15 protein-coding genes are annotated in these 20632 nt (G+C 38.5%); 5 read left to right on the top strand and 10 right to left on the bottom strand.

Going from position 1 to position 20632, the window contains the following annotated elements; genetic code table 11:
* Nucleotides 1–249: 249 nt before the first annotated feature.
* Nucleotides 250–3840: a DNA-directed RNA polymerase subunit beta gene (gene rpoB, locus ACFO3L_RS08925; RefSeq protein ID WP_379966221.1), complete on the bottom strand. Its 3591-nt coding sequence runs from the start codon at nt 3838–3840 to the stop codon at nt 250–252.
* A gap of 351 nt (nt 3841–4191) precedes the next feature.
* On the opposite strand from rpoB, the gene ACFO3L_RS08920 reads away from it, so the two are divergent.
* On the top strand, nt 4192–5166 hold the full coding sequence (locus ACFO3L_RS08920) for a biotin--[acetyl-CoA-carboxylase] ligase (protein WP_379966218.1): 975 nt from the start codon (nt 4192–4194) through the stop codon (nt 5164–5166).
* Between the two features lie 48 nt (nt 5167–5214).
* Here ACFO3L_RS08920 and menA read toward each other — a convergent pair whose 3' ends face one another.
* From menA to pplA, 3 genes are all read right to left on the bottom strand, one after another.
* Nucleotides 5215–6168 carry a 1,4-dihydroxy-2-naphthoate polyprenyltransferase gene (gene menA, locus ACFO3L_RS08915; protein ID WP_379966215.1) on the bottom strand — a complete coding sequence of 318 codons (954 nt, stop codon included), beginning with the start codon at nt 6166–6168 and terminating at the stop codon, nt 5215–5217.
* A 21-nt stretch (nt 6169–6189) separates the two neighbouring features.
* Nucleotides 6190–7284, bottom strand: coding sequence for an FAD:protein FMN transferase (locus ACFO3L_RS08910; RefSeq protein WP_379966212.1), 1095 nt, complete (start codon nt 7282–7284; stop codon nt 6190–6192).
* A 160-nt stretch (nt 7285–7444) separates the two neighbouring features.
* On the bottom strand, nt 7445–8383 hold the full coding sequence (gene pplA, locus ACFO3L_RS08905) for an extracellular electron transfer flavoprotein PplA (RefSeq protein ID WP_379966209.1): 939 nt from the start codon (nt 8381–8383) through the stop codon (nt 7445–7447).
* A gap of 261 nt (nt 8384–8644) precedes the next feature.
* Between pplA and ACFO3L_RS08900 the strand changes: the two genes are divergently transcribed.
* The 4 genes from ACFO3L_RS08900 (at nt 8645) to ACFO3L_RS08885 (ending at nt 12697) form a co-directional block, all read left to right on the top strand.
* Nucleotides 8645–10561 carry an FAD-dependent oxidoreductase gene (locus ACFO3L_RS08900; protein ID WP_379966206.1) on the top strand — a complete coding sequence of 639 codons (1917 nt, stop codon included), beginning with the start codon at nt 8645–8647 and terminating at the stop codon, nt 10559–10561.
* 136 nt (nt 10562–10697) lie between these two features.
* The gene (locus ACFO3L_RS08895) at nt 10698–11114 is read left to right on the top strand and encodes a NusG domain II-containing protein (RefSeq protein WP_379966203.1); all 417 of its coding nucleotides are present in this window, start codon (nt 10698–10700) and stop codon (nt 11112–11114) included.
* A gap of 13 nt (nt 11115–11127) precedes the next feature.
* Nucleotides 11128–11697 carry a Gx transporter family protein gene (locus ACFO3L_RS08890; RefSeq protein ID WP_379966200.1) on the top strand — a complete coding sequence of 190 codons (570 nt, stop codon included), beginning with the start codon at nt 11128–11130 and terminating at the stop codon, nt 11695–11697.
* 13 nt (nt 11698–11710) lie between these two features.
* Nucleotides 11711–12697 carry a polyprenyl synthetase family protein gene (locus ACFO3L_RS08885; RefSeq protein WP_379966197.1) on the top strand — a complete coding sequence of 329 codons (987 nt, stop codon included), beginning with the start codon at nt 11711–11713 and terminating at the stop codon, nt 12695–12697.
* Nucleotides 12698–12918: 221 nt separating this feature from the next.
* Here the strand turns inward: ACFO3L_RS08885 and gor are convergent, their stop codons facing one another.
* The 6 genes from gor to ACFO3L_RS08855 all read right to left on the bottom strand — a co-directional run bounded on the left by gor (nt 12919) and on the right by ACFO3L_RS08855 (nt 20346).
* Nucleotides 12919–14265: a glutathione-disulfide reductase gene (gene gor / locus ACFO3L_RS08880; RefSeq protein WP_379966194.1), complete on the bottom strand. Its 1347-nt coding sequence runs from the start codon at nt 14263–14265 to the stop codon at nt 12919–12921.
* A 71-nt stretch (nt 14266–14336) separates the two neighbouring features.
* The gene (locus ACFO3L_RS08875; protein WP_379966191.1) at nt 14337–14792 is read right to left on the bottom strand and encodes a GNAT family N-acetyltransferase; all 456 of its coding nucleotides are present in this window, start codon (nt 14790–14792) and stop codon (nt 14337–14339) included.
* Nucleotides 14793–14859: 67 nt separating this feature from the next.
* Nucleotides 14860–16101, bottom strand: a complete 1242-nt coding sequence (locus ACFO3L_RS08870) for a peptidase U32 family protein (protein WP_379966188.1) — start codon at nt 16099–16101, stop codon at nt 14860–14862.
* Between the two features lie 12 nt (nt 16102–16113).
* Entirely contained in the window at nt 16114–17034 is a 921-nt protein-coding gene (locus ACFO3L_RS08865) for a peptidase U32 family protein (protein WP_379966185.1), read from the bottom strand.
* Between the two features lie 328 nt (nt 17035–17362).
* Nucleotides 17363–19873, bottom strand: coding sequence for an ATP-dependent Clp protease ATP-binding subunit (locus ACFO3L_RS08860; RefSeq protein ID WP_379966182.1), 2511 nt, complete (start codon nt 19871–19873; stop codon nt 17363–17365).
* A 5-nt stretch (nt 19874–19878) separates the two neighbouring features.
* Nucleotides 19879–20346, bottom strand: coding sequence for a CtsR family transcriptional regulator (locus tag ACFO3L_RS08855; RefSeq protein ID WP_379966179.1), 468 nt, complete (start codon nt 20344–20346; stop codon nt 19879–19881).
* Nucleotides 20347–20632 lie beyond the last annotated feature (286 nt).

The raw sequence follows: 20632 nt of genomic DNA, 5'->3' as shown, positions 1-20632 counted from the left end.
TAAATCACCTTTTTTCACGGGCATCTAAAGTCTGCTCTTTCGGCAATTTCACTCTTTACGATCAAGTGAAAGACCCACTTGTTCGTAAAGAGCTCCAATTGCTTAGAGCAAAACGACTTTTGATACACCTTTTTTTCACGGTGTTTTATTTTCTGGAACTCGGTGATAATGCGTCATTTCCATAAAGAAAAAAGCGCTTTTTGGGCATGACTTTTTATCACTCGTTCCAAAACATAAATAAAACAACCTTTACTCTTCTGTTTGTTCTGCTGCTGCTTTTGCTTCTTCTTGAGCTTTGGCTTGTGCGTCACGTAATTGCTGTTGTTGTTCAGCAAATTTGGTTAATGCATCGACTGTGATTAAATCGTCATCTTCATCATCCATATCACGAAGTTCAACTTCTTGATCGTCAATATCTAGAACACGCATATCTAAACCTAATGATTGTAACTCTTTAACTAATACGCGGAATGATTCCGGTACACCTGGTTTTGGAATTGGCTCACCTTTAACAATCGCTTCGTATGTTTTCACACGACCTACGACGTCATCTGATTTGTACGTTAAGATTTCTTGTAAAGTATAAGCTGCACCGTATGCTTCCAGTGCCCATACTTCCATTTCCCCAAAACGTTGTCCACCAAATTGCGCTTTTCCTCCAAGAGGTTGTTGCGTAACTAGTGAGTAAGGTCCAATTGAACGGGCATGTAATTTATCATCAACCATGTGGGCTAATTTAATCATGTACATTACACCTACAGAAATACGTCCGTCTAATGGTTCACCTGTACGGCCATCATAAAGAACGGTTTTCGCATCACTTGCAAGTCCAGCTTCACGTACTGTTTCCCAAACGTCTTCATCACTTGCACCATCAAAGACTGGTGTGGCAATGTGGATGTTTAGGGCACGTGCTGCCATTCCTAAGTGTAACTCTAATACTTGTCCAATATTCATACGTGATGGTACCCCAAGTGGGTTTAACATAATATCCACTGGTGTGCCGTCTGGTAAGAATGGCATATCTTCTTCAGGCATAATAAGTGAAACGACACCTTTATTTCCGTGACGTCCCGCCATTTTATCCCCTTCGTTAATTTTACGTTTTTGAACGATGTAAACACGAACGAGCATATTTACGCCTGGTGATAATTCATCGCCAGCTTCACGAGTGAAGACTTTAACGTCATGAACGATACCGCCACCACCGTGAGGAACACGTAGAGATGTATCCCGTACTTCACGTGCTTTTTCACCAAAGATTGCATGTAATAAACGCTCTTCTGCTGATAATTCTGTTACCCCTTTAGGAGTGACTTTACCTACAAGTAAGTCGCCATCTTTGACTTCCGCACCAATACGGATGATTCCCATTTCGTCAAGGTTTTTAAGTGCATCTTCCCCAACGTTTGGAATTTCGCGAGTAATTTCTTCAGGGCCTAATTTTGTATCACGTGCTTCTGATTCGTATTCTTCAATATGAACAGAAGTATAGACATCATCTTTAACCAGACGACGGCTCATGATAATCGCATCCTCGTAGTTATACCCTTCCCATGTCATGAAGGCAACCAAGACGTTTTGACCTAAAGCCATTTCGCCTGATTCCATTGATGGGCCATCTGCTAAGATATCGCCTTTTTCAACGACTTCGCCAACGTTTACTAATGGACGTTGGTTATAGCTTGTTCCTGAGTTTGAACGACGGAATTTTGTAATTGTATAGTTATCTAATGTGCCTGTATTGCGACGAACGCGAATTTCAGACGCATCCATGTACTCAACGATTCCATCTGCTTTACAAATTAAAGCGGCTCCTGAGTCATGTGCTGATTTGTATTCCATTCCAGTTCCGATCCAAGGGGCTTTTGGATTAATCAAAGGCACCGCTTGACGCTGCATGTTGGCACCCATTAGGGCACGGTTGGAGTCATCGTTTTCTAAGAAAGGAATACACGCAGTTGCGACGGCAACTACTTGTTTTGGAGAAACGTCCATGTAGTCAACTTTATCAATCGATACTTCTAAGTTTTCACTTGTTAAACGTGCCATAACAACGTCTTCAGCAAACGTGCCATCTTCATTTAGTAAGCTGTTTGCTTGGGCCACAACGTAATGATCCTCTGTGTCAGCTGTTAAGTAATCAATCTTGTCTGTTACACGACCTGTTTCGCGATCAACGCGACGGTAAGGCGTTTCAATAAATCCATATTTATTCACTTTAGCATAAGAGGCTAAACTGTTAATTAAACCGATATTTGGTCCCTCTGGCGTTTCGATTGGACACATACGACCATAGTGGGAATAGTGAACGTCTCGAACTTCATAACCCGCACGATCTCGTGTTAAACCACCAGGTCCTAAGGCTGATAGACGACGTTTGTGCGTCAATTCGCCTAGTGGGTTGGTTTGGTCCATGAACTGAGATAACTGAGAAGAACCAAAGAATTCTTTGATACTTGCTACAACGGGACGAATATTAATTAATTGTTGTGGTGTCAATGTTTCCGTGTCTTGAATCGACATTCTTTCACGAACGACACGTTCCATACGAGCTAAACCGATACGGAATTGATTTTGTAATAATTCACCGACTGAACGAATACGACGATTTCCTAGATGATCGATATCATCTACGTTACCGATGCCTTCCATTAAGTTGAAGAAGTAGTTCATTGAAGCTACGATATCTGCTGGGCGAACGGTACGTATTTCATCCGTTGGGTACGCATTTCCAATAACATTCACTTCACGTTCTGGATCTTTTGGTGAGAAGACTTTGATGACTTGAACCGTCATTGGTTCTGTGACAACAGCATCCTCACTTGGATAATAAGTAACAGAATTTAAACCATTGTTGATGGCTTCTGCTAAAGTATCCATAACTTGATGACTTAAAACGGTTCCTTTTTCAGCTAAAATTTCACCTGTTTCAGGATCAACTAATGTTTCAGCTAAAGTTAAGTTTAATAGACGTGTTTTTAAGTCTAATTTTTTGTTAACTTTGTAACGACCAACTGCTGCTAGGTCGTAACGACGTGGGTCAAAGAAACGAGCAGTTAATAAGTTACGAGAACTGTCTGCTGTTTTTGGCTCACCTGGGCGAAGACGCTCATAAACATCTTTTAGCCCTTCTTCTGTACGAGAATCACTTGCATTTTTGTGCAAGTCTTTTTCAATTGTATTGCGTAGTGATTCGCTATCACCGAAAATTTCAAAAATAGTATCATCTGATCCAAAACCTAAAGCGCGGACCAAAACAGTTAATGGAATTTTACGTGTGCGGTCAATACGTACATATGAAATATCTTTTGCATCAGTTTCCATTTCTAACCATGCACCACGGTTTGGAATCACTGTTGAAGCAAAACCTTCTTTTCCGTTTTTGTCGGTTTTTCCATGGAAGTAAACGCCTGGAGAACGAACTAACTGAGAAACGATAACACGTTCTGCTCCGTTAATAATGAATGTTCCTTCTTCTGTCATTAATGGGAAATCACCAAAGAATACTTCTTGTGATTTCAATTCGCCTGTTTCGCGGTTCATCAAACGCAACGTGACATGTAATGGTGCCGAATAATTTGCATCATGGGCACGGGCTTCTTCTACTGTATACTTAGGTGTCTTTAACTCATAATCTACAAATTCCAACGATAAATTGCCATTAAAATCATCAATCGGCAAAATGTCTTCAAACATCTCTCTTAAGCCTTCATCTAAAAACCATTGATAAGAGTCTGTTTGAATCTCAATTAAGTTTGGTAATTCCAATACTTCACTGATTCTTGCGAAACTTCTACGTTCGCGGTGCTTTCCGTACTTTACTACGTGTCCAGCCAAGCTCTTCACCCCTCTAAAAAAATCTGCCAAAATAGCTATCTTTTGCATTGTTTCTTTTGTGTTACATAAATTAAATTTATGTGACGACGAACATTTTTTGCGGCTTTTGAGCAAAAAAAAACCAAAAATAGCGACAGCTTGTGCTGAAGTAACTACTTTTGTTCCTTATTTCCTCGCCGAAACGGACAATATTTCGTTTCTGCTCGTTTTTTTAGATAGTTTTTGCATCTCCTTATTATACACAGCCTTCATTCATCCGTCAAGTGGTTTTCTTGATATTTTCAAGCTTGTTTACATGTACAAAACCTTTTATACTTACTAACATACACATTTTTTAAAGGAGTGATTTCTTTGAGAGGAACCAAATACAAAATCCTTGCATTATTAAAGCAATCTAAGGCCATCGTTTCAGGGGAATCCTTAGCCAAAGAACTAAAGGTTTCACGAACGGCGATTTGGAAATCCATTCGCGATCTAGAAAAACTTGGTTACCAAATTGAACATTTAGCCAATGGGTATCGCTTTCTCTCTTCTAATGTTCTAGAAGCTGAAGAAATTGCTTTTGATGCTCTGTTAGCTGAAAACATTTTTATTGAAAAACAAATCGATTCAACAATGAACGCTGCCAAAGTAGCAGGAATGAACCATCAAGCGACACCTGCGTTATTTTTAACAGAGACACAAACCGGTGGCCGAGGGCGTTATGGTCGCTCGTTCTTTTCACCGGGAGGTCAAATTTATATGACCCTCTTACTCGAACCGAATCGAACATTTGAAGAGTTGCCCCAATATACTTTATTGACAGCAGTTGCCGTCGCTTCAGCGATTGATGAAGTGACTGGAAAAACTTGTAGCATTAAGTGGGTTAACGATATCTTTCTTAATGGTAAAAAAGTTTGTGGAATTTTATCTGAAGCGATGAGCGATTTTGAAACAGGGCAAATTTCCCATGTTACGATTGGTATTGGCTTAAACTTCGCCATTCCAAACGAACAATTTCCTGAGGAGTTACAAACCATTGCTAGCTCTTTATTCCCCAAAGGTGCACCGACCATCACTCGTAATGAATTGATTCAAAAAATTTGGCGTAATTTTTTTGAGCTACTTGACGGTCTACCCGACACTACGTATTTAGATTACTATCGAAATAAGTCTTTTGTCATCGGAAAAATCGTGAGCTTTACTCAACGTGGCATAACTTACAGCGGGAAAGCCTTACGTATTTCAGATGCAGGTGAGCTGATCGTACAAACCACAGCGGGTGAAATGACCCTTTCCTCTGGCGAAATCAGTTTAAGTGCGATTGACGGCAAACAGCTAAAATAAAAAAACTTCTCTTTTGTCACTACTTATGACGAAAGAGAAGTTTTAATTTTAAAATTGTTGCCAAAGGAGCGTTAAGAGTAACCCTAAGAAATACGTACTATTAAATAAAACCAAATTCTTAATTCCGTAACCAAAACTTCTTGGATGCGGTAAGCTTTCTTTGTGTTCTTTTAAATTTTTACGAATTTTTGGCAAGGTCGCTAAGACAATTAAAATCGGCCATTCAAAGACACCCAAGATTAAGCCTAATAAAATCGCTACATAACTACTATACATCAGTGTTTGGAATAAGATAATTCCTACGTCTCTTCCAATATAATACACTAATGTATAACGATGGTTCTCAATATCAGCTTCTAAGTCACGTAAATTATTTGCTAACATTAAGTTTGCAATGGTGAAAATTAATGGTAATGAAGCGAGAAAAATAGCTGCCACGCCCCAAAAATTTCCCGTCAGTGCAAAAAGGCCTTCTTTAAAATCAATCACTAAGTAAAAAACTTTCTGTAAAGGTGTATTAATATAGACCGTAATCGCAAAAATTCCTAACCCCATCGTTACCCCACTAAAAATTTCACCTAACGGCATCCGCGACAGTGGGATCGGACCAAATGTATAAAAAATCCCAATAAAACAAACAACGCCACCCATCACAAGTAGTAACCAGCCCGTTTTTAAACTTAGAATGAGACCAATTAATAAAGTGAAAACTAGCATACTTAAAATTAAATAGCCAACTTTTTTAGGATCGAGCCCTTCTTTTCCAATGACATTGTTCTCATATTTATACGTTTCCGATTTGGCTTTTTGATAATCCATTAAATTATTAATTGCGGTGGTGGTCATATCAAAAACAAGCATCCCAATAAAAAATAAGACGGTGTTCCAAAAATTTCCTTCTTTAAAATACGTCAACGAAAAAACAATCGCAGTCAAAAAAGGAAAGAGACTCGCAATTTTTGTGCGAATTTCAACTAACTCCAAAAATACTTTAAGGTTCATTTGCTTACTCCAAATTAATTTTTATTTTGCCATTTCATATCCAGACTCAGAATCCAATTTAAAATTATCCTCTAAACCAGAAGTAATATAAACTTTACCTTCGTGTGTAATAAAGATTGCATCCGTCCCTTTAGGTGTCTGTTCTTCAACAAAGCGCATGCCTTCTTCTAATCCTTTGGCAAAAAGCATCGTCGTCAATGCATCCCCATCAATCGAATCTTCGGTTAAAATCGAAACACTAGCTAAGTCATTATCGACTGGATAACCGGTTTTCGTATCAAAAATATGATGATATTTTTTGCCATCAACTTCTAAATAGCGCTCATAAACACCAGAGGTAACCACGGTTTTATCTGCCCCTTGAACGGATCCAATCACTGTCCCACGTGCCGTGTTTGGATCTTGAATTCCAATATTCCATTTTTGATCAGCACCACGGAAACTATGCCCAATGACTAAGATGTTCCCACCAAGGTCAATAATCCCAGATGTAACCCCTTCTTCACGTAAAATTTTAGCAACTTCATCGGCGATATAACCTTTGGCAATTGCCCCTAAATCCATAATCATGCCTTTTTCTTCAAGGTAGACTGTTTCGTTTTGGTCATCCAATTGGACTTTATTATAATCAAGCTTCGTCAACGCTTGATCAATTTCAGCTTGACTTGGTTTGCGTGCATCATCAAAACCGATTCGCCATAACTGCGTAATCGCACCAATTACCAAGTTAAAAGCACCTTTTGATTCAACACTGTATTCTTTAGCTGTCTTAACTAAATAATAAATATCCGAAGACACTTTGACCGGTTCGATACCTGCTTTTTCATTAATTTTATCGATTTCAGAATCTGGCTCATTAATTGTAATTCGATCCCCTAAGTCTTTAATTCGAGCAAATGCCGGCGCTAAAGCCGCTTCTTTGCCTTCATCATAAACGCTTAAACGTGTATACGTACCAAGTAAGAATTGTTCTTCACGATACGGTTTCTCTCGTAAATTAGAAGTTCCTTGCTGAGACGATTCGCTTGAAGACGCCTCTGTCTGATTCGAGCTACAAGCGCCTAATGTCACGGCGAATAATAATAAGCTCAACCAATAGAAGTGTTTTTTATTCATACTGCCACCTTCATTTTCCTTATTTTATCTCTCTCATCATAACCTTTTTTCTGAAAAATGTAAAAGTCCAATAAATCCTTCCATAAAGCATAATAAAACAGGCAAAGAAGGGAGAATATCATCCGCCCACTTGCCTGTCTTATCTTTAAATTAAATTGAATTATTTTGTTGGATTGTCAATGGTGATAACTTCAGTTGCGCCATTTTCAGCTGCATTAATTAATTGTTCTGCATAAAGTACAAATGTATGGAATGAATGTGTTGCTCCTGTTACAACGTCAATATTACCAGGTGCGCCTTCTTCTTCTGCCATTTGAGCAACTAATGCTTCATTAAATGCTGGAATGAATTCTTCTGGTGAAATTCCTGCTTTGTCTTTCATCATTTCGTTATATTCTGCATTTTTAGTTTTTGATTCACCAGCTTCGTTGATGTTGTCATAGTTTGATTCTGTGATTTTTCCATCTTTCACAACAATTGAGAATGCTACACGGTAATCATTGCTGTAATTCTTTTCTTCTAATGTGTAAGTTCCGTCTTGTAATTCGCCACCATTGTTAATTTTAATTACTTCTGTGTTTCCAGCTTGAGCTGCTTGAATTAATTGTTGGGCGTAATTTTGGAATGAATGGAATGAATGTGTTGCTCCAGAAACCACTTCAATACCTGCTGGATCTTGTGCTGCTGTTAAACCTTCATTAAATGCTGGAATAAATTCTTCTGGTGAAATTCCCGCTTTGTCTTTCATCATTTTGTTGTATTCTGCATTCTTTGCTTTTGATTCGCCAGCTTCATTGACATTGTCATAGTTTGATTCGACAATTTTTCCGCCTTCAACAACGATTGAAAATACGACACGGTAATCATTGCTGTAGTTCGTTTCTTCTAATGTATAAGTTCCATCTTGTAATGTCACAGTTGGTGCCGCTTCTTCTGTAGTCGCTTCTGACGATTCTGCTACAGTAGACTCTTGTACTTCTGAAGACACTGGTGCTTCACTTGAAGATGCTTCAGATTTGCTATCTGGTGAGCAAGCTCCTAATACTAATGCTGAGAAAACTAATGCTGTAAACCCTGCTACTAATTTTTTTGCTTTCATTTCAATATCCACCTTTTCTTTTTACCTTGATTTTTCACAAATTAGTTTGTGATTCAATTAACATTTTACCCGATTTTTAACCGTTGTCAATCATTTTTTCATCAAAAAACAAATTTTTTCTATTTCACAAAAAGCGTCTTCTGTATTTTTTTTTTGTGAAATACTGAAAATATCCTTAGACAAATCAAGCTTTTCAATGTATAATGGTGTCGATTGTGCACTTATAAACTATTACATTTTGATATTTAAGGAGAGATTTAAATGGCAACAAAAAATATTGTCGTTGTCGGCGCAGGCTACTCTGGTGTGTCTGCTGTTAAATTTTTAGCTAAAAAGCTGAAAAAAGACAATGATGTTCAAATCACTTTAATCGACCGTCACTCTTATCATACAATGATGACTGAATTACACGAAGTCGCAGGTGGACGCGTAGAGCCAGAAGCTATTCAGTATGACTTACAGCATTTATTTGCTCGTCAAAAAAATGTTCAACTAGTAACAGATACTGTAACTGGCATCGACAAAGACAAAAAAATTGTCAAAACAAAACTAGGTTCTTATGCTTTTGACTACCTAGTATTAGGTATGGGTGGCGAGCCTAACGACTTTGGTACTCCTGGCGTTAAAGAAAATGGCTTTACTTTATGGTCATTCGAAGATTCTCTTCGCATTCGTGAACACATTTTGTCAACTGTTGCTAAAGCAGCAATCGAACCTGATGCAACTTTACGTAAAGCCATGTTAACTTTTGTTGTCTGCGGTTCTGGTTTCACTGGAATTGAAATGATTGGTGAGTTAATTGACTGGAAAGATCGTTTAGCAAAAGAATACAAATTAGACGCAAGCGAAATTACTTTAAAAGTTGTTGAAGCAATGCCAACAATTTTAAATATGTTAGACCGTAACGACGCTGCTAAAGCAGAACGTTATTTGAAAGATCAAAATGTTGAGTTAGTCTTGAACGCACCAATCGTTGAAGTAGCTGCTGATCACATCAAGTTAAAAGATGGTTCATCAATACCAACACATACATTAATTTGGACTGCAGGTGTTAAAGCGACAAGCGATGCTGCTGACTTTGGTTTAGAAGCCGCTCGTGGCAACCGTTTAGTAGCTAATGAATTCATGGAAGCTAAAGGATACGAAGACAAAAACATCTATGTTATTGGTGACTTAGTATTCTACGAAGAATTCCCAAATACACCAACACCACAAATCGTTCAAGCAGCTGAGCAAACAGGTCATACTGCTGCAGCAAATATTGTAGCTGCTATCAAAGGCGGAGAAAAACATAAGTTCAAAGGAAATTATCAAGGATTTATGGTTTCAATCGGTGCGAAGTGGGGCGTTGCCAACTTATTCGATAAAATTCACTTAAGTGGTTTCTTAGCAATTGTTATGAAACACATCGTCAACTTAAAATACTTCTTTGATATTCGTTCAGGTTACTATATGTTCCAATACATTATGCATGAATTCTTCCATATTAAAGACGATCGCAACGTCACTCGTGGTCATTCTTCTCGTTATGGTAACGTATTATGGAGCGTACCGTTACGCGTCTTCTACGGTTTAGTTTGGTTCATTGAAGCTAGCAAAAAAATCGTTGGTGGCGGGGAATGGTTGAAACCAAGCACTTGGTTTGGTGAAGGTTCATGGTTTACCGGTAACAGTGTTTTCCCTTGGACTTGGGATTATGTAACGGATGCAACAGCCGCAGCAAGTGATGCCACTTCTGCAGCAAGTGGAGCTGGTAGCGAAGAAGTCGTTGAAGTTGCAAAATTTGGTTTAAGTTATGCATACGGCGAAACACCAATGGCTGTTTTAGATTCTGCACCTGAATGGTTCTCAAACATCATGAAAGTAATGATGCCAAACATGGAAGTGGCAATGTTCTTCCAAAAAATGATGGTTTTTGTTGAAATCGGTATTGCTTTAGCATTGATCGCTGGTTTATTCACTTGGTTAATGAGTGCAACAACAATCGCATTAGTTGTTACTTTCTGTTTATCAGGTATGTTCTTCTGGGTAAACATTTGGTTCATCCCGGTAGCCTTTGCTCTAATGAACGGTTCTGGCCGTGCAGTCGGTTTAGACCGTTGGGTAATTCCTTGGTTACAACGTACTCTAGGTAAATGGTGGTATGGTACACCTAAATCAATGTACGGACAAAAATAATTCATTTTAATGAATCTTCGAGGTTGAAACAAAAGTCAAAAAATACTTTTGTTTCAACCTTTTTTCTATTAAAAAGGCCTCTGTTCGTTCAATAATATGTTAGAATATAGAAAAATTAGAGGAGAAGCCAAACAAAATGAAAATCAAAGAATTTATTCGCGCAAGCCATATGAAACCTTGGGACTTTATTATTATTTTCACTTTAATTGTTTCATCGTTTCTTCCACTCGTTGTTTTTGGTTCTCAACAAATACCAGAAAATGCAGAAAAACAGGCCATTCTACGAGTTGATGGAAAAGAAATTGAGACTTTTCAATTAGTCGAAGGTAAAAAAGGCCAACGCTATACATATAAAAGTGACATAGGTGAAACAAACATCATTGAAATCGATGGCGATCGTATTCGAATTTCCGAAGCTGATTGCGGGGACCAAATTTGTGTCCGCCGCGGTTGGGCGAGTAAAAATGGTGAGACAATCGTTTGTCTCCCTCATAAAGTTGTCATCGAAATTGTTGCGATAGATGGGAGTGAAACTGACGATTTGATTTACTAAACTCGTCTTGCCTATGAATCCATTACGAAAAACTATTTTTATTTCATTACTTGTCGCTCAAGGGGTAATTATCGGTCTTATCGAAAATATGATTCCTTATCCTTTCGCCTTTGCACCTGGAGCCAAGCTAGGATTAGCTAATTTAATTACCATCATCGCTATTTTTACCATGCCAAAACGTGATAGTTTCAAATTAGTTGTTTTGCGTCTAATTTTAACGACGTTACTCGGTGGAACAGTCTCAACATTCCTTTACAGCTTTTCTGGCAGCATGTTAAGTTATTTTTCAATGCTCCTCATCAAATCATTAGGCCCAAAAAGAGTCAGTATTGTTGGAATCAGCGGTGCTGGTGGTTTCATGCATAATGTCGGACAACTGATTACTGCCTCGTGGATTGCCCAATCTTGGACCGTCCTCTTATATTTACCAATTCTGTCATTTTTTGGGATCTTATCAGGAATCGCAATCGGGATTGCCGCAAATTATTTATTAAAACGAGTGAAAACCTTAAAGCAGTTCAAAGACGAACATGAGGAACACACAAATGTAAAATGGTCTGAACCAATCAATGAAAAAAGTTAAGGAGGATTTTCTGATGACACTTCATTCAATGTGGGATGCTTTTCCCATTTTGCAAAAAGACTTAACAAAAACATTAGACATAATGGAGAATTCCCTCCATATTCAAAATAAAGACGTCGAACAAGCAATTATTGAAATGATTCATGCAGGAGGGAAACTTTTACGCCCAGCCTATCAAATCTTATTTGCGCAATTTGGAACTGAAAAAGATGAAAACAAAATTTTGGCAATGGCTGCTGCTATTGAAATGCTCCATACGGCCACTTTAATTCACGATGATATCGTCGATGATTCCGATTTACGCCGCAGTTTACCGACTGTTCGTGCGAAATTCGGTAATGCCACAGCCGTTTATGCTGGTGATTATTTATTCGTCGCCTGTTTTCGTATTATGGCTGACTATGCAACCTCAATGAAAAGTTTACAAATGAACTCCCGCAGTATGGAGAAAATATTGGCTGGCGAACTCGGTCAGATGGATAAACATTATTATGCTGAAGTAACGATCGAAGATTACCTCAATAATATCTCTGGTAAAACGGCTGAACTTTTTGCATTAAGTTGCTCCATTGGTACCTTTGAAAGTGGTAGTACAAAACTTTTCGCTAAAAAAGCCGGCGAAATTGGCCATAATATCGGCATGGCCTTCCAAATTTTAGACGATATTTTAGACTACTCACAAGACAGTCAGGCAATTGGTAAGCCTGTATTAGAAGATGTGCGACAAGGTATTTATTCCTTACCATTGCTTTACGCGCTAGAACAAGATTCTTCGCAATTAAAACCACTGCTTGCTAAAAAAGAACACATGACACCCGATGAAGCGCAAGCGGTCTTGCAAATCGTTGAGGAAACACAAGGAGTTGAAAAAGCGCAACAATTAGCAAGTGACTACACGAATAAAGCCCTTAAAGACATTCAAAAATTACCAAATCATCCAGAGGGCATTAAAGAAACCTTGTTACAGATCACAAAACTAATTTTACATCGTGAAAATTAACCAAAAAATCGCCTGCAATCATTGTTAGTAACCATAGATTGCAGACGATTTTTTAATTTTTGCTTATCTCTTGTCGCTGAACACTGATTTTAGTGCCTCTTATTGAAACGGCATAAAATTAGTAGCGACTGCGGAGATAAGACGCTTTAGGGAAAAATCAAAATACGATTTTTTCTAAAGCCCGCTTATCTCTTGTCGCTAGGCACTAATTTTAGTGCCTCTTATCTCATAGTGACGAATTCTTCGGCTGATGTTGGGTGAATCGCTACGGTATCGTCGAAATCAGCTTTTGTTGCACCCATTTTAATTGCAACAGCAAATCCTTGAAGCATTTCATCCATCCCACGACCAATCCCGTGTAGTCCAACAATTTTTTCTTCAGGTCCGACACACACTAATTTCATCCGCGATTGTTGGCGGTATGTGTCTAATGCAAAATACATCGATGCAAATGAAGATTCATAAACTTTGACTGACTCTTTACCATAGCGATCAATGGCTTCTTTTTCAGAAATACCGACTGTACCAATTGTTGGATGCGTAAAGACAACGGTTGGTACTAAATCGTAATTCAAAAAATTATTCGTTTGTCCATTAAATAAACGCTCAGATAAACGACGACCAGCTGCAATTGCAACAGGAGTCAAATCAATTTTTCCAATGATATCCCCTACCGCATAAATTCCTTGAGCCGTTGTATTTTGGAACTTATCCACAACTACGAATCCTTCTGGGGATAACTCGACATCTGTGTTATCTAAACCAATATTATCCACATTCGGTACACGACCACCCGCAAAAAAGACGTAATCACCTTTGAGACTTTTTCCATTAGCAAAATGCACGATATACGTGTCGTCTTCTTTATCTATTGATGTCGGAACATGCTCAGGATGCGTGCTAATTCCATCTTCTTCATAAAGTTTCAATAATTGGTACGAGAGCATTTCATCGAAGTGACGTAAAGGACGATGGTAGCGAAAAGCCCATGAAACTTGACTTCCTAGGCCATTCATTACTCCTGCAATTTCAGCTGCAATATAACCGCCACCAATCACAATAGGCTTTTTAGGTAATTTGGTTAATTCAAAAAATTGATCCGAGTTTTGCGCGTATTTTCCACCAGGAATATCTAAAGCTACCGGACGTCCACCGGTAGCAATTAAAATATGGTCCGCTTGGTATTTGATACCATTTACTTCAACGGTAGAGTTATCCACAAATTGTGCATAACCTCTTAAGACTTCAACACCATTGCTATCAAGGCCGCTTTGATACGCGCCATGTAAACGTTCAATATATTCTTGACGGTTATCCACAAGTTGCTTGAAGTCTAAGTCGACTCCTTGTGGATAAATACCATAACCTTTCGCATCGCGTTCTATACCTTCAAGTAATTCACTCGCTTGCCACATTACTTTTTTAGGAACACAGCCCACATTGACGCATGTCCCTCCTAGCTCATTTCCTTCAATTAATAAAACTTTTGCTCCACGCATCGCTGCTCGATTAGCAGAGCCGATACCACCACTACCGCCACCAATCACGATATAATCATATTTTAGCAAAAAGAGTCGCCTCCATTTTTTATTTTTAATTTCCTCTTAACGTACCATGCAGAAAAATGACTGTCAATTTTTTAAATTTCCTGACTCAAGATTAATCGATCTCGTAAAACAACACCATTTTCAATCAGTATTTCTGCATAATGTTGGGTAAAATAATCACGTTCCACCGCTTCGACGCGAAACCCGCATTTTTGATACAACAACAAAGCAGACAAACTTGTCGTCCCGGTTGCAATCATGATTTTTCGATCATTTTTCGTTCGACCAAAAGCCAGCGCCTGCTCGATTAGCTTGCGACCAATTCCTTTTTGCCGGCAATCTTCACGGACTGAAAGATTCATGATTTCACTAGTTTGTATATCATTTGATTTTAAAACTAAAATACCAATTAATTCCTTTTGTTCTCGTACTTCCAATATATCACTTTGCTCCAGATATATTTCAACCATCCCTTTTGAGGGATCGGCTTCTAATAGTAACGGCCAATCTTCCGATAATACTTGTTTACGCCACTTAAATTTACACATTAGTTGGGCTCCTTTGTCAAAAAAGAGCCTCTTTCCAATTAAGAAAAGAACGGCTCTTCATTATTGATTATTTACGTTTACGAATCATATCACCTGGTTCAACTTTCTCGTTAACCGGCATTGTCACGATCATCATCGCATTTGGTGCACGATCAATGCTTTCGTTATCTTCATTATACATAACTTCAATCTTTTGTTCAAAATGATGGAAGCCTGGACCATAAAATTCAATTTCATCGCCTACTTCAAAGGCATTTCTTTGACGGATTGTCGCAATTTTCGTTGCCTCATCATAACTTAAAACTTCTCCGATAAATTTATATTCAGGAATCTTGCGACGCGCCCCAAAAAGTTGTTCGTTTTCTGTTGGTGTTCCATAATAAAAACCAGTTGCCAGCTCACGTTGAGCAACTTTCCACAATTCATCAATCCACTCTTGTTTGCAAACATAATTTTCTGGGTCAGCCATATAGCTATCAACTGCTGCTTTATAAACGTTTGAAACAGTTGAAACATAATGAATGGACTTCATTCTTCCCTCAATTTTTAAGGAATCGATACCATTTTCAATAATATCTGGAATGTGTTCGATCATTGACATATCGACCGCACTCATTGAAAACTCTTCCGCAACTTCACCATTTTTAGTTAAGCTCCGGCGCTCTTCACCGAAAGGAAGATCATATAAATCGTATTTCCAACGACAAGATTGCGAACAACCTCCACGATTGGCATCACGCATCGACATATGATTTGATAGCGTACAACGACCAGAATAGGAAATACACATCGCCCCATGAATGAAAGCTTCAATCTCAACATCTGTATTTCTACGGATTTCCGCCACTTCTTCCATTGAGACTTCGCGGCCTAAAACTACGCGCTCTAGCCCTTCATTTTTCCAAAATTCAAGCGTCTCATAGTTGGTCGCTGAAGCCTGCGTTGACAGATGAACCGGCAAACCTGGTGCTTCTGTAATACAAATTTCAATTAAAGCTGGATCGGATACAATCACCGCCGAAATACCAACATCACGTAATTCACGGAAAAATTCGCCCGCACCTTCTTGGTTTCCTTCATGCGTCACCATATTGGCTGCTACATAAACTTTGGCATTATGTTCTTTCGCAAAAGCGACACCTTCAGCCATTTGCTCATAGGTAAAGTTTCCTGCACGACTTCTTAAACCATAAGCATTTCCGCCAATATAAACCGCATCTGCTCCGTAATGAATCGCTACTTTTAATTTTTCTAATGTACCCGCAGGTGCTAAAACTTCTGGACGTTTAAGCTTTCTTGTTGTTGCCATAAGTTCACTTCCTTACTTAATTTTCTTTGGATCAACGTAATAAAAACCAGTATCTAAACCGCGATTTTCCGGATGTAATTCAGCTACTTGTTGGCTCAATTTTTCACCCAGTTTCGTTGTCCAATTGTTATTTTCAATCGCTTGACGCGCCTCGTTGAATATTTTCGCTATGGCTACGAAATTTTCACCTGGTGTAAACATCCCGTCAAGCTTCCATGTCGTTAAATTCGTCGTCGCAAGTTCGTTTAATTCTTGCATCAAACTTAAATCGTTATTTGCATAAATATGTGTGCCATGTGAATCTTCAAAAATAGAGTAATGCGTCTCATCTTTTTTCGGTTCAGAAATAAATAAATTCCGATGTTTCGACGTGCCTTCCTCTTGTTTCGTGAAATTATAATAATTATCAAGTAACGGACGTTTTGAATGATGAATACAGGTCGCACCATAAACCAAGACTTCAGCTGGAATTTCTAATTGTGGTGCTAGTACTTTCATCTCTTCAAAAGGCACTTCACGTGCTAGAACAGCACCTTGCGCACCTTTGCGACCCCAGAAGTTAATTTGACGGGCACTTGTAACGAGTGTTTCTGCAGCATAGATAAACGGGATTTGCAGTTCTTCTTTTTGTCCCATCACATAAATCACGCCAGGTTCCCCAACCGTAATCAGATCGATTTCAATTTCTTTTAAAAAGGCTAAATATTCTGGAACTAATTTCATTTTTTCAGGATGCATCAATGCATTGGTAGCAACCATCGCTTTTTTACCTGCTTGATGAGCAAGTTTGACCAATTCACGTTGCTCTTCTCTTGTAAAGGAATGGGGTAAGCGTAACGCAAAGGTTTCTTCCCCAAAGTAAATCGTATCGACAACCGGCAACAAAGCTTTTGCTTGTTCCACGGATTCAACTGTTGCGATTATTTCAATCATATTCATATACCCTCCTTGCAACGAACTAATCGTATCACATGCGGCGCTTGTTTCCAAGAGTGTTCGTGTGTTTTTTCACGATAATTTCACAGTCTTATGTTCACCTGATTACAATTAATATTGACCGAAATAAAGTTAAATTCTTTATTTAAGCGTTTTTTCAAGCTATTCTTTTATTTGTTTGTGATATTTAATTCTTTTATTTCCACCACTAACTGTTTTATTGTGCACGAATCAGCGATTAAAGGTAAAGACAAAGTTTGCATATGTTATTTTTACACAAAAAAACATCAAGCTTCCAATCGGATTCGCTTGATGTTTTGTTATATTAAACTTTTTGTAACGCAACTTTTGTTACTGGTTGAACCTTTTTTTCTTTAACGTTCAGTGTAATCGTACCTTTTGAAGCGCCAATTGTTACATGATCGCCTAAATGAATTTGCCCCATTAATAGAGCCTCGCTTAGTCGGTCTTCCACTTCTTTTTGTAAAGCACGACGAATTGGACGGGCACCATATTCAGGATCAAATCCTGCTTTACCAATTACATCAATTGCTGCTGGTGTAATCTTCAATTGGATATCTTGTTCTTCTAAACGTTTAATAATGGAACGACTCATAATTTTCACGATTTGATGAATTTCTTTTTGCTCTAACGAACGGAAGACAATTGTTTCATCGATTCGGTTTAAGAATTCAGGTCGATAAGCTTTTTTCAATTCTTCTAAAATACGTTTTTGCATCGCATTGTAATCTTTTGAGGTTTCAACAACATTAAAACCAACATTTTTCTCTTCACGTAATTGTGTCGCTCCGATATTTGAAGTCATAATTAAAATCGTATTTCTAAAATCAACTTTACGACCTTTAGCATCGGTTAAATGACCATCATCTAAGACTTGTAATAAAATATTAAAGACATCAGGATGCGCCTTTTCAACTTCATCTAACAAAATAACTGAATACGGTTTTGAACGAACTTTTTCAGTTAATTGACCACCTTCATCATAGCCAACATAACCTGGAGGCGAACCAATTAAACGACTCGTACTGTATTTTTCCATAAACTCAGACATGTCGACACGAATCAGCGAATTTTCGCTACCGAACATCGCTTCGGCTAATGCTTTAGCTAACTCGGTTTTTCCGACTCCTGTTGGGCCTAAGAACATAAATGAACCAATCGGACGATTCGGATCTTTCAATCCACTTCTCGCACGACGAATCGCTCGAGAAATTGCTCGAACTGCTTCATCTTGGCCAACTACCCGTTGATGCAACACATTTTCTAAATCGAGTAGACGTTCCGTTTCTTTTTTCTCCATTTGTTGCAACGGTACACCCGTCCATTGAGAAACAACAGCGGTCACATCTTCTTCAGTCACCGTATCTTTATAGCCACCATTTTCTTTCATTTCAAGTAAAGTTGCTTCAGTTAAACGTTTCGCCAGCGCTTTTTCTTTCACACGAATTTGAGCAGCTTGCGTAAAATCCTGATCGCGAATGGCCGCTTCTTTGGCTTCGGTTAACGCTAATAATTCCGTTTGAATTCGTACAGTATCGGCTACTTCATCTGATTTATCTAATCGAACTTTTGCCGCGGCTTCATCCATTAAATCAATCGCTTTATCTGGTAATTGACGGGAATTAATGTAGCGCTCTGACAATTGGACCGCTGCATGTAAAGCTTCGTCTAAAATCTTGACGCCATGGTGTTCTTCGTAGCGTGGTCGTAAACCTATTAAGATTTCTTCTGCTTCAGCTGCAGTGGGTTGATCGACTTGTACGCGAGCAAAACGACGTTCGAGGGCGGAGTCTTTTTCAATATATTTTTGATATTCATCTAGGGTTGTTGCACCGATTGTTTGTAGTTCTCCACGAGCTAAGGCTGGTTTTAAAATATTGGCTGCATCGATTGCACCTTCTGCACCACCGGCTCCAATTAACGTATGCAATTCATCAATAAACAAAATAACTTGTCCGTCATGATAAATTTCATCAATGATTTTTTTCATCCGATCTTCAAACTCGCCACGGTATTTCGTACCCGCTACAAGTCCTCCCATATCAAGCATCATTAAACGCTTATTTTGCATATCCCTTGGAACTTCACCTGCAATAATTTTTTGTGCTAAGCCTTCCACAATCGCTGTTTTACCAACACCCGGTTCCCCGACTAGTACAGGATTATTTTTTGTCCGACGACTTAAAATTTGGATTAAACGACGGACTTCATTACTACGCCCAACGACAGGATCTAAACGCTTATCGTAAGCTAGTTTTGTCAAATCGCGTGCTAATGAGTCTAAAACAGGTGTTCCTTCCGTTTGTGGCTGTTGTGGTGCTTGACGTGGACCTTTTTGACCTTGACGTCTTCCAGCCATACCACGAGGTTCACTCATACCCATTTTTTTATTTAATAATTGACGCATTTTAGCTAAGCTAAAACCAAGATTTAATAAAATACGAGCTGCTAAAATTTCTTCATCACGTAACATCCCTAGTAATAAATGTTCCGTGCCGATTTGTTGACTCCCTAAACGCTTGGCTTCGTCACCTGCGTATGCAAAAATTTGGCGTCCGCGAGGAGAGTATGGTAAAAATCCACCAACAGGGTAGTCCTTCATTAGACCATAACCTGTAATGTGTTCAATTTCCTCACGAATATCATTTTCTTGGACGTTCATTTCTCTTAATGTCTTACCGGCAATGCCATCTTGCTCAATAACTAGAGCGAGCAAAAGGTGCTCCGATCCTACAGACTGGTGTTTAAAAAATTTGGCTTCTTCTTGAGAGATGGCCAAAACGGCTTTTGCTCGTGCTGTAAATAATTCATCCATAAGATTCACTCCTTCTCTTCATAACTTAAACGTTCTAAAACACCATGTAAAATCGATGCGCGAACTTTTGATTCGTCTTTTGATTTTGATAATATTTGTTTACTTAGAATCGTTAATAGTAAATTTCCTTCACGCTTTGTGATTAGTTTTTCTTCAAATAATCGATGGATAATCGCATGCCCATCTCGTTCATCTATCTCATTTTCAAATAGTTGGTTGACTTGTTTCAAGAATTGGTGTCGACTCGAAACTTGGACTTTTTCGATGCGGATATAACCGCCGCCGCCTCGTTTACTCTCAACTGCATAGCCTCGTTGTATCGTAAAGCGCGTATTAATTACATAATTAATTTGCGAAGGGACACAATTAAATAAATCTGCCATTTCAGTTCGCCTAATTTCAACCATCGATCGCTCTTCTAAAATCTTTTTCAAATAAGCTTCAATTAAATCAGATGTGTTACGCGGATTCATCACTCATACCCTCCCTTGACTAATGTTGACCTTCATTATACTGAATTTTAATGAACTTGGAAAGGAGAAGGGTTGCTTCTGTCTTTTAAAACAATGAAAAGTTATAAAATAGGTCCCTCTTACAAAAAATTCTGACTTTTAAGATCCAATAAAGTAGGGGAAATAATTAATTTCCAATCTCTCTCCCCTTCTATTAAGTGAAATGTTACTTCTACCTTCACTTTTCGGGACTTCCACCCTATATATTACACCACCCATGTCGGATGTATTAAAAAAGACACCTTAC

It is taken from the genome of Enterococcus eurekensis (assembly GCF_042654605.1).
Lineage (GTDB): Bacteria > Bacillota > Bacilli > Lactobacillales > Enterococcaceae > Enterococcus_I > Enterococcus_I eurekensis.
The sequence above is the reverse complement of the archived record's forward strand: the minus strand, read 5'-3'. Positions and strand labels throughout refer to the sequence as shown.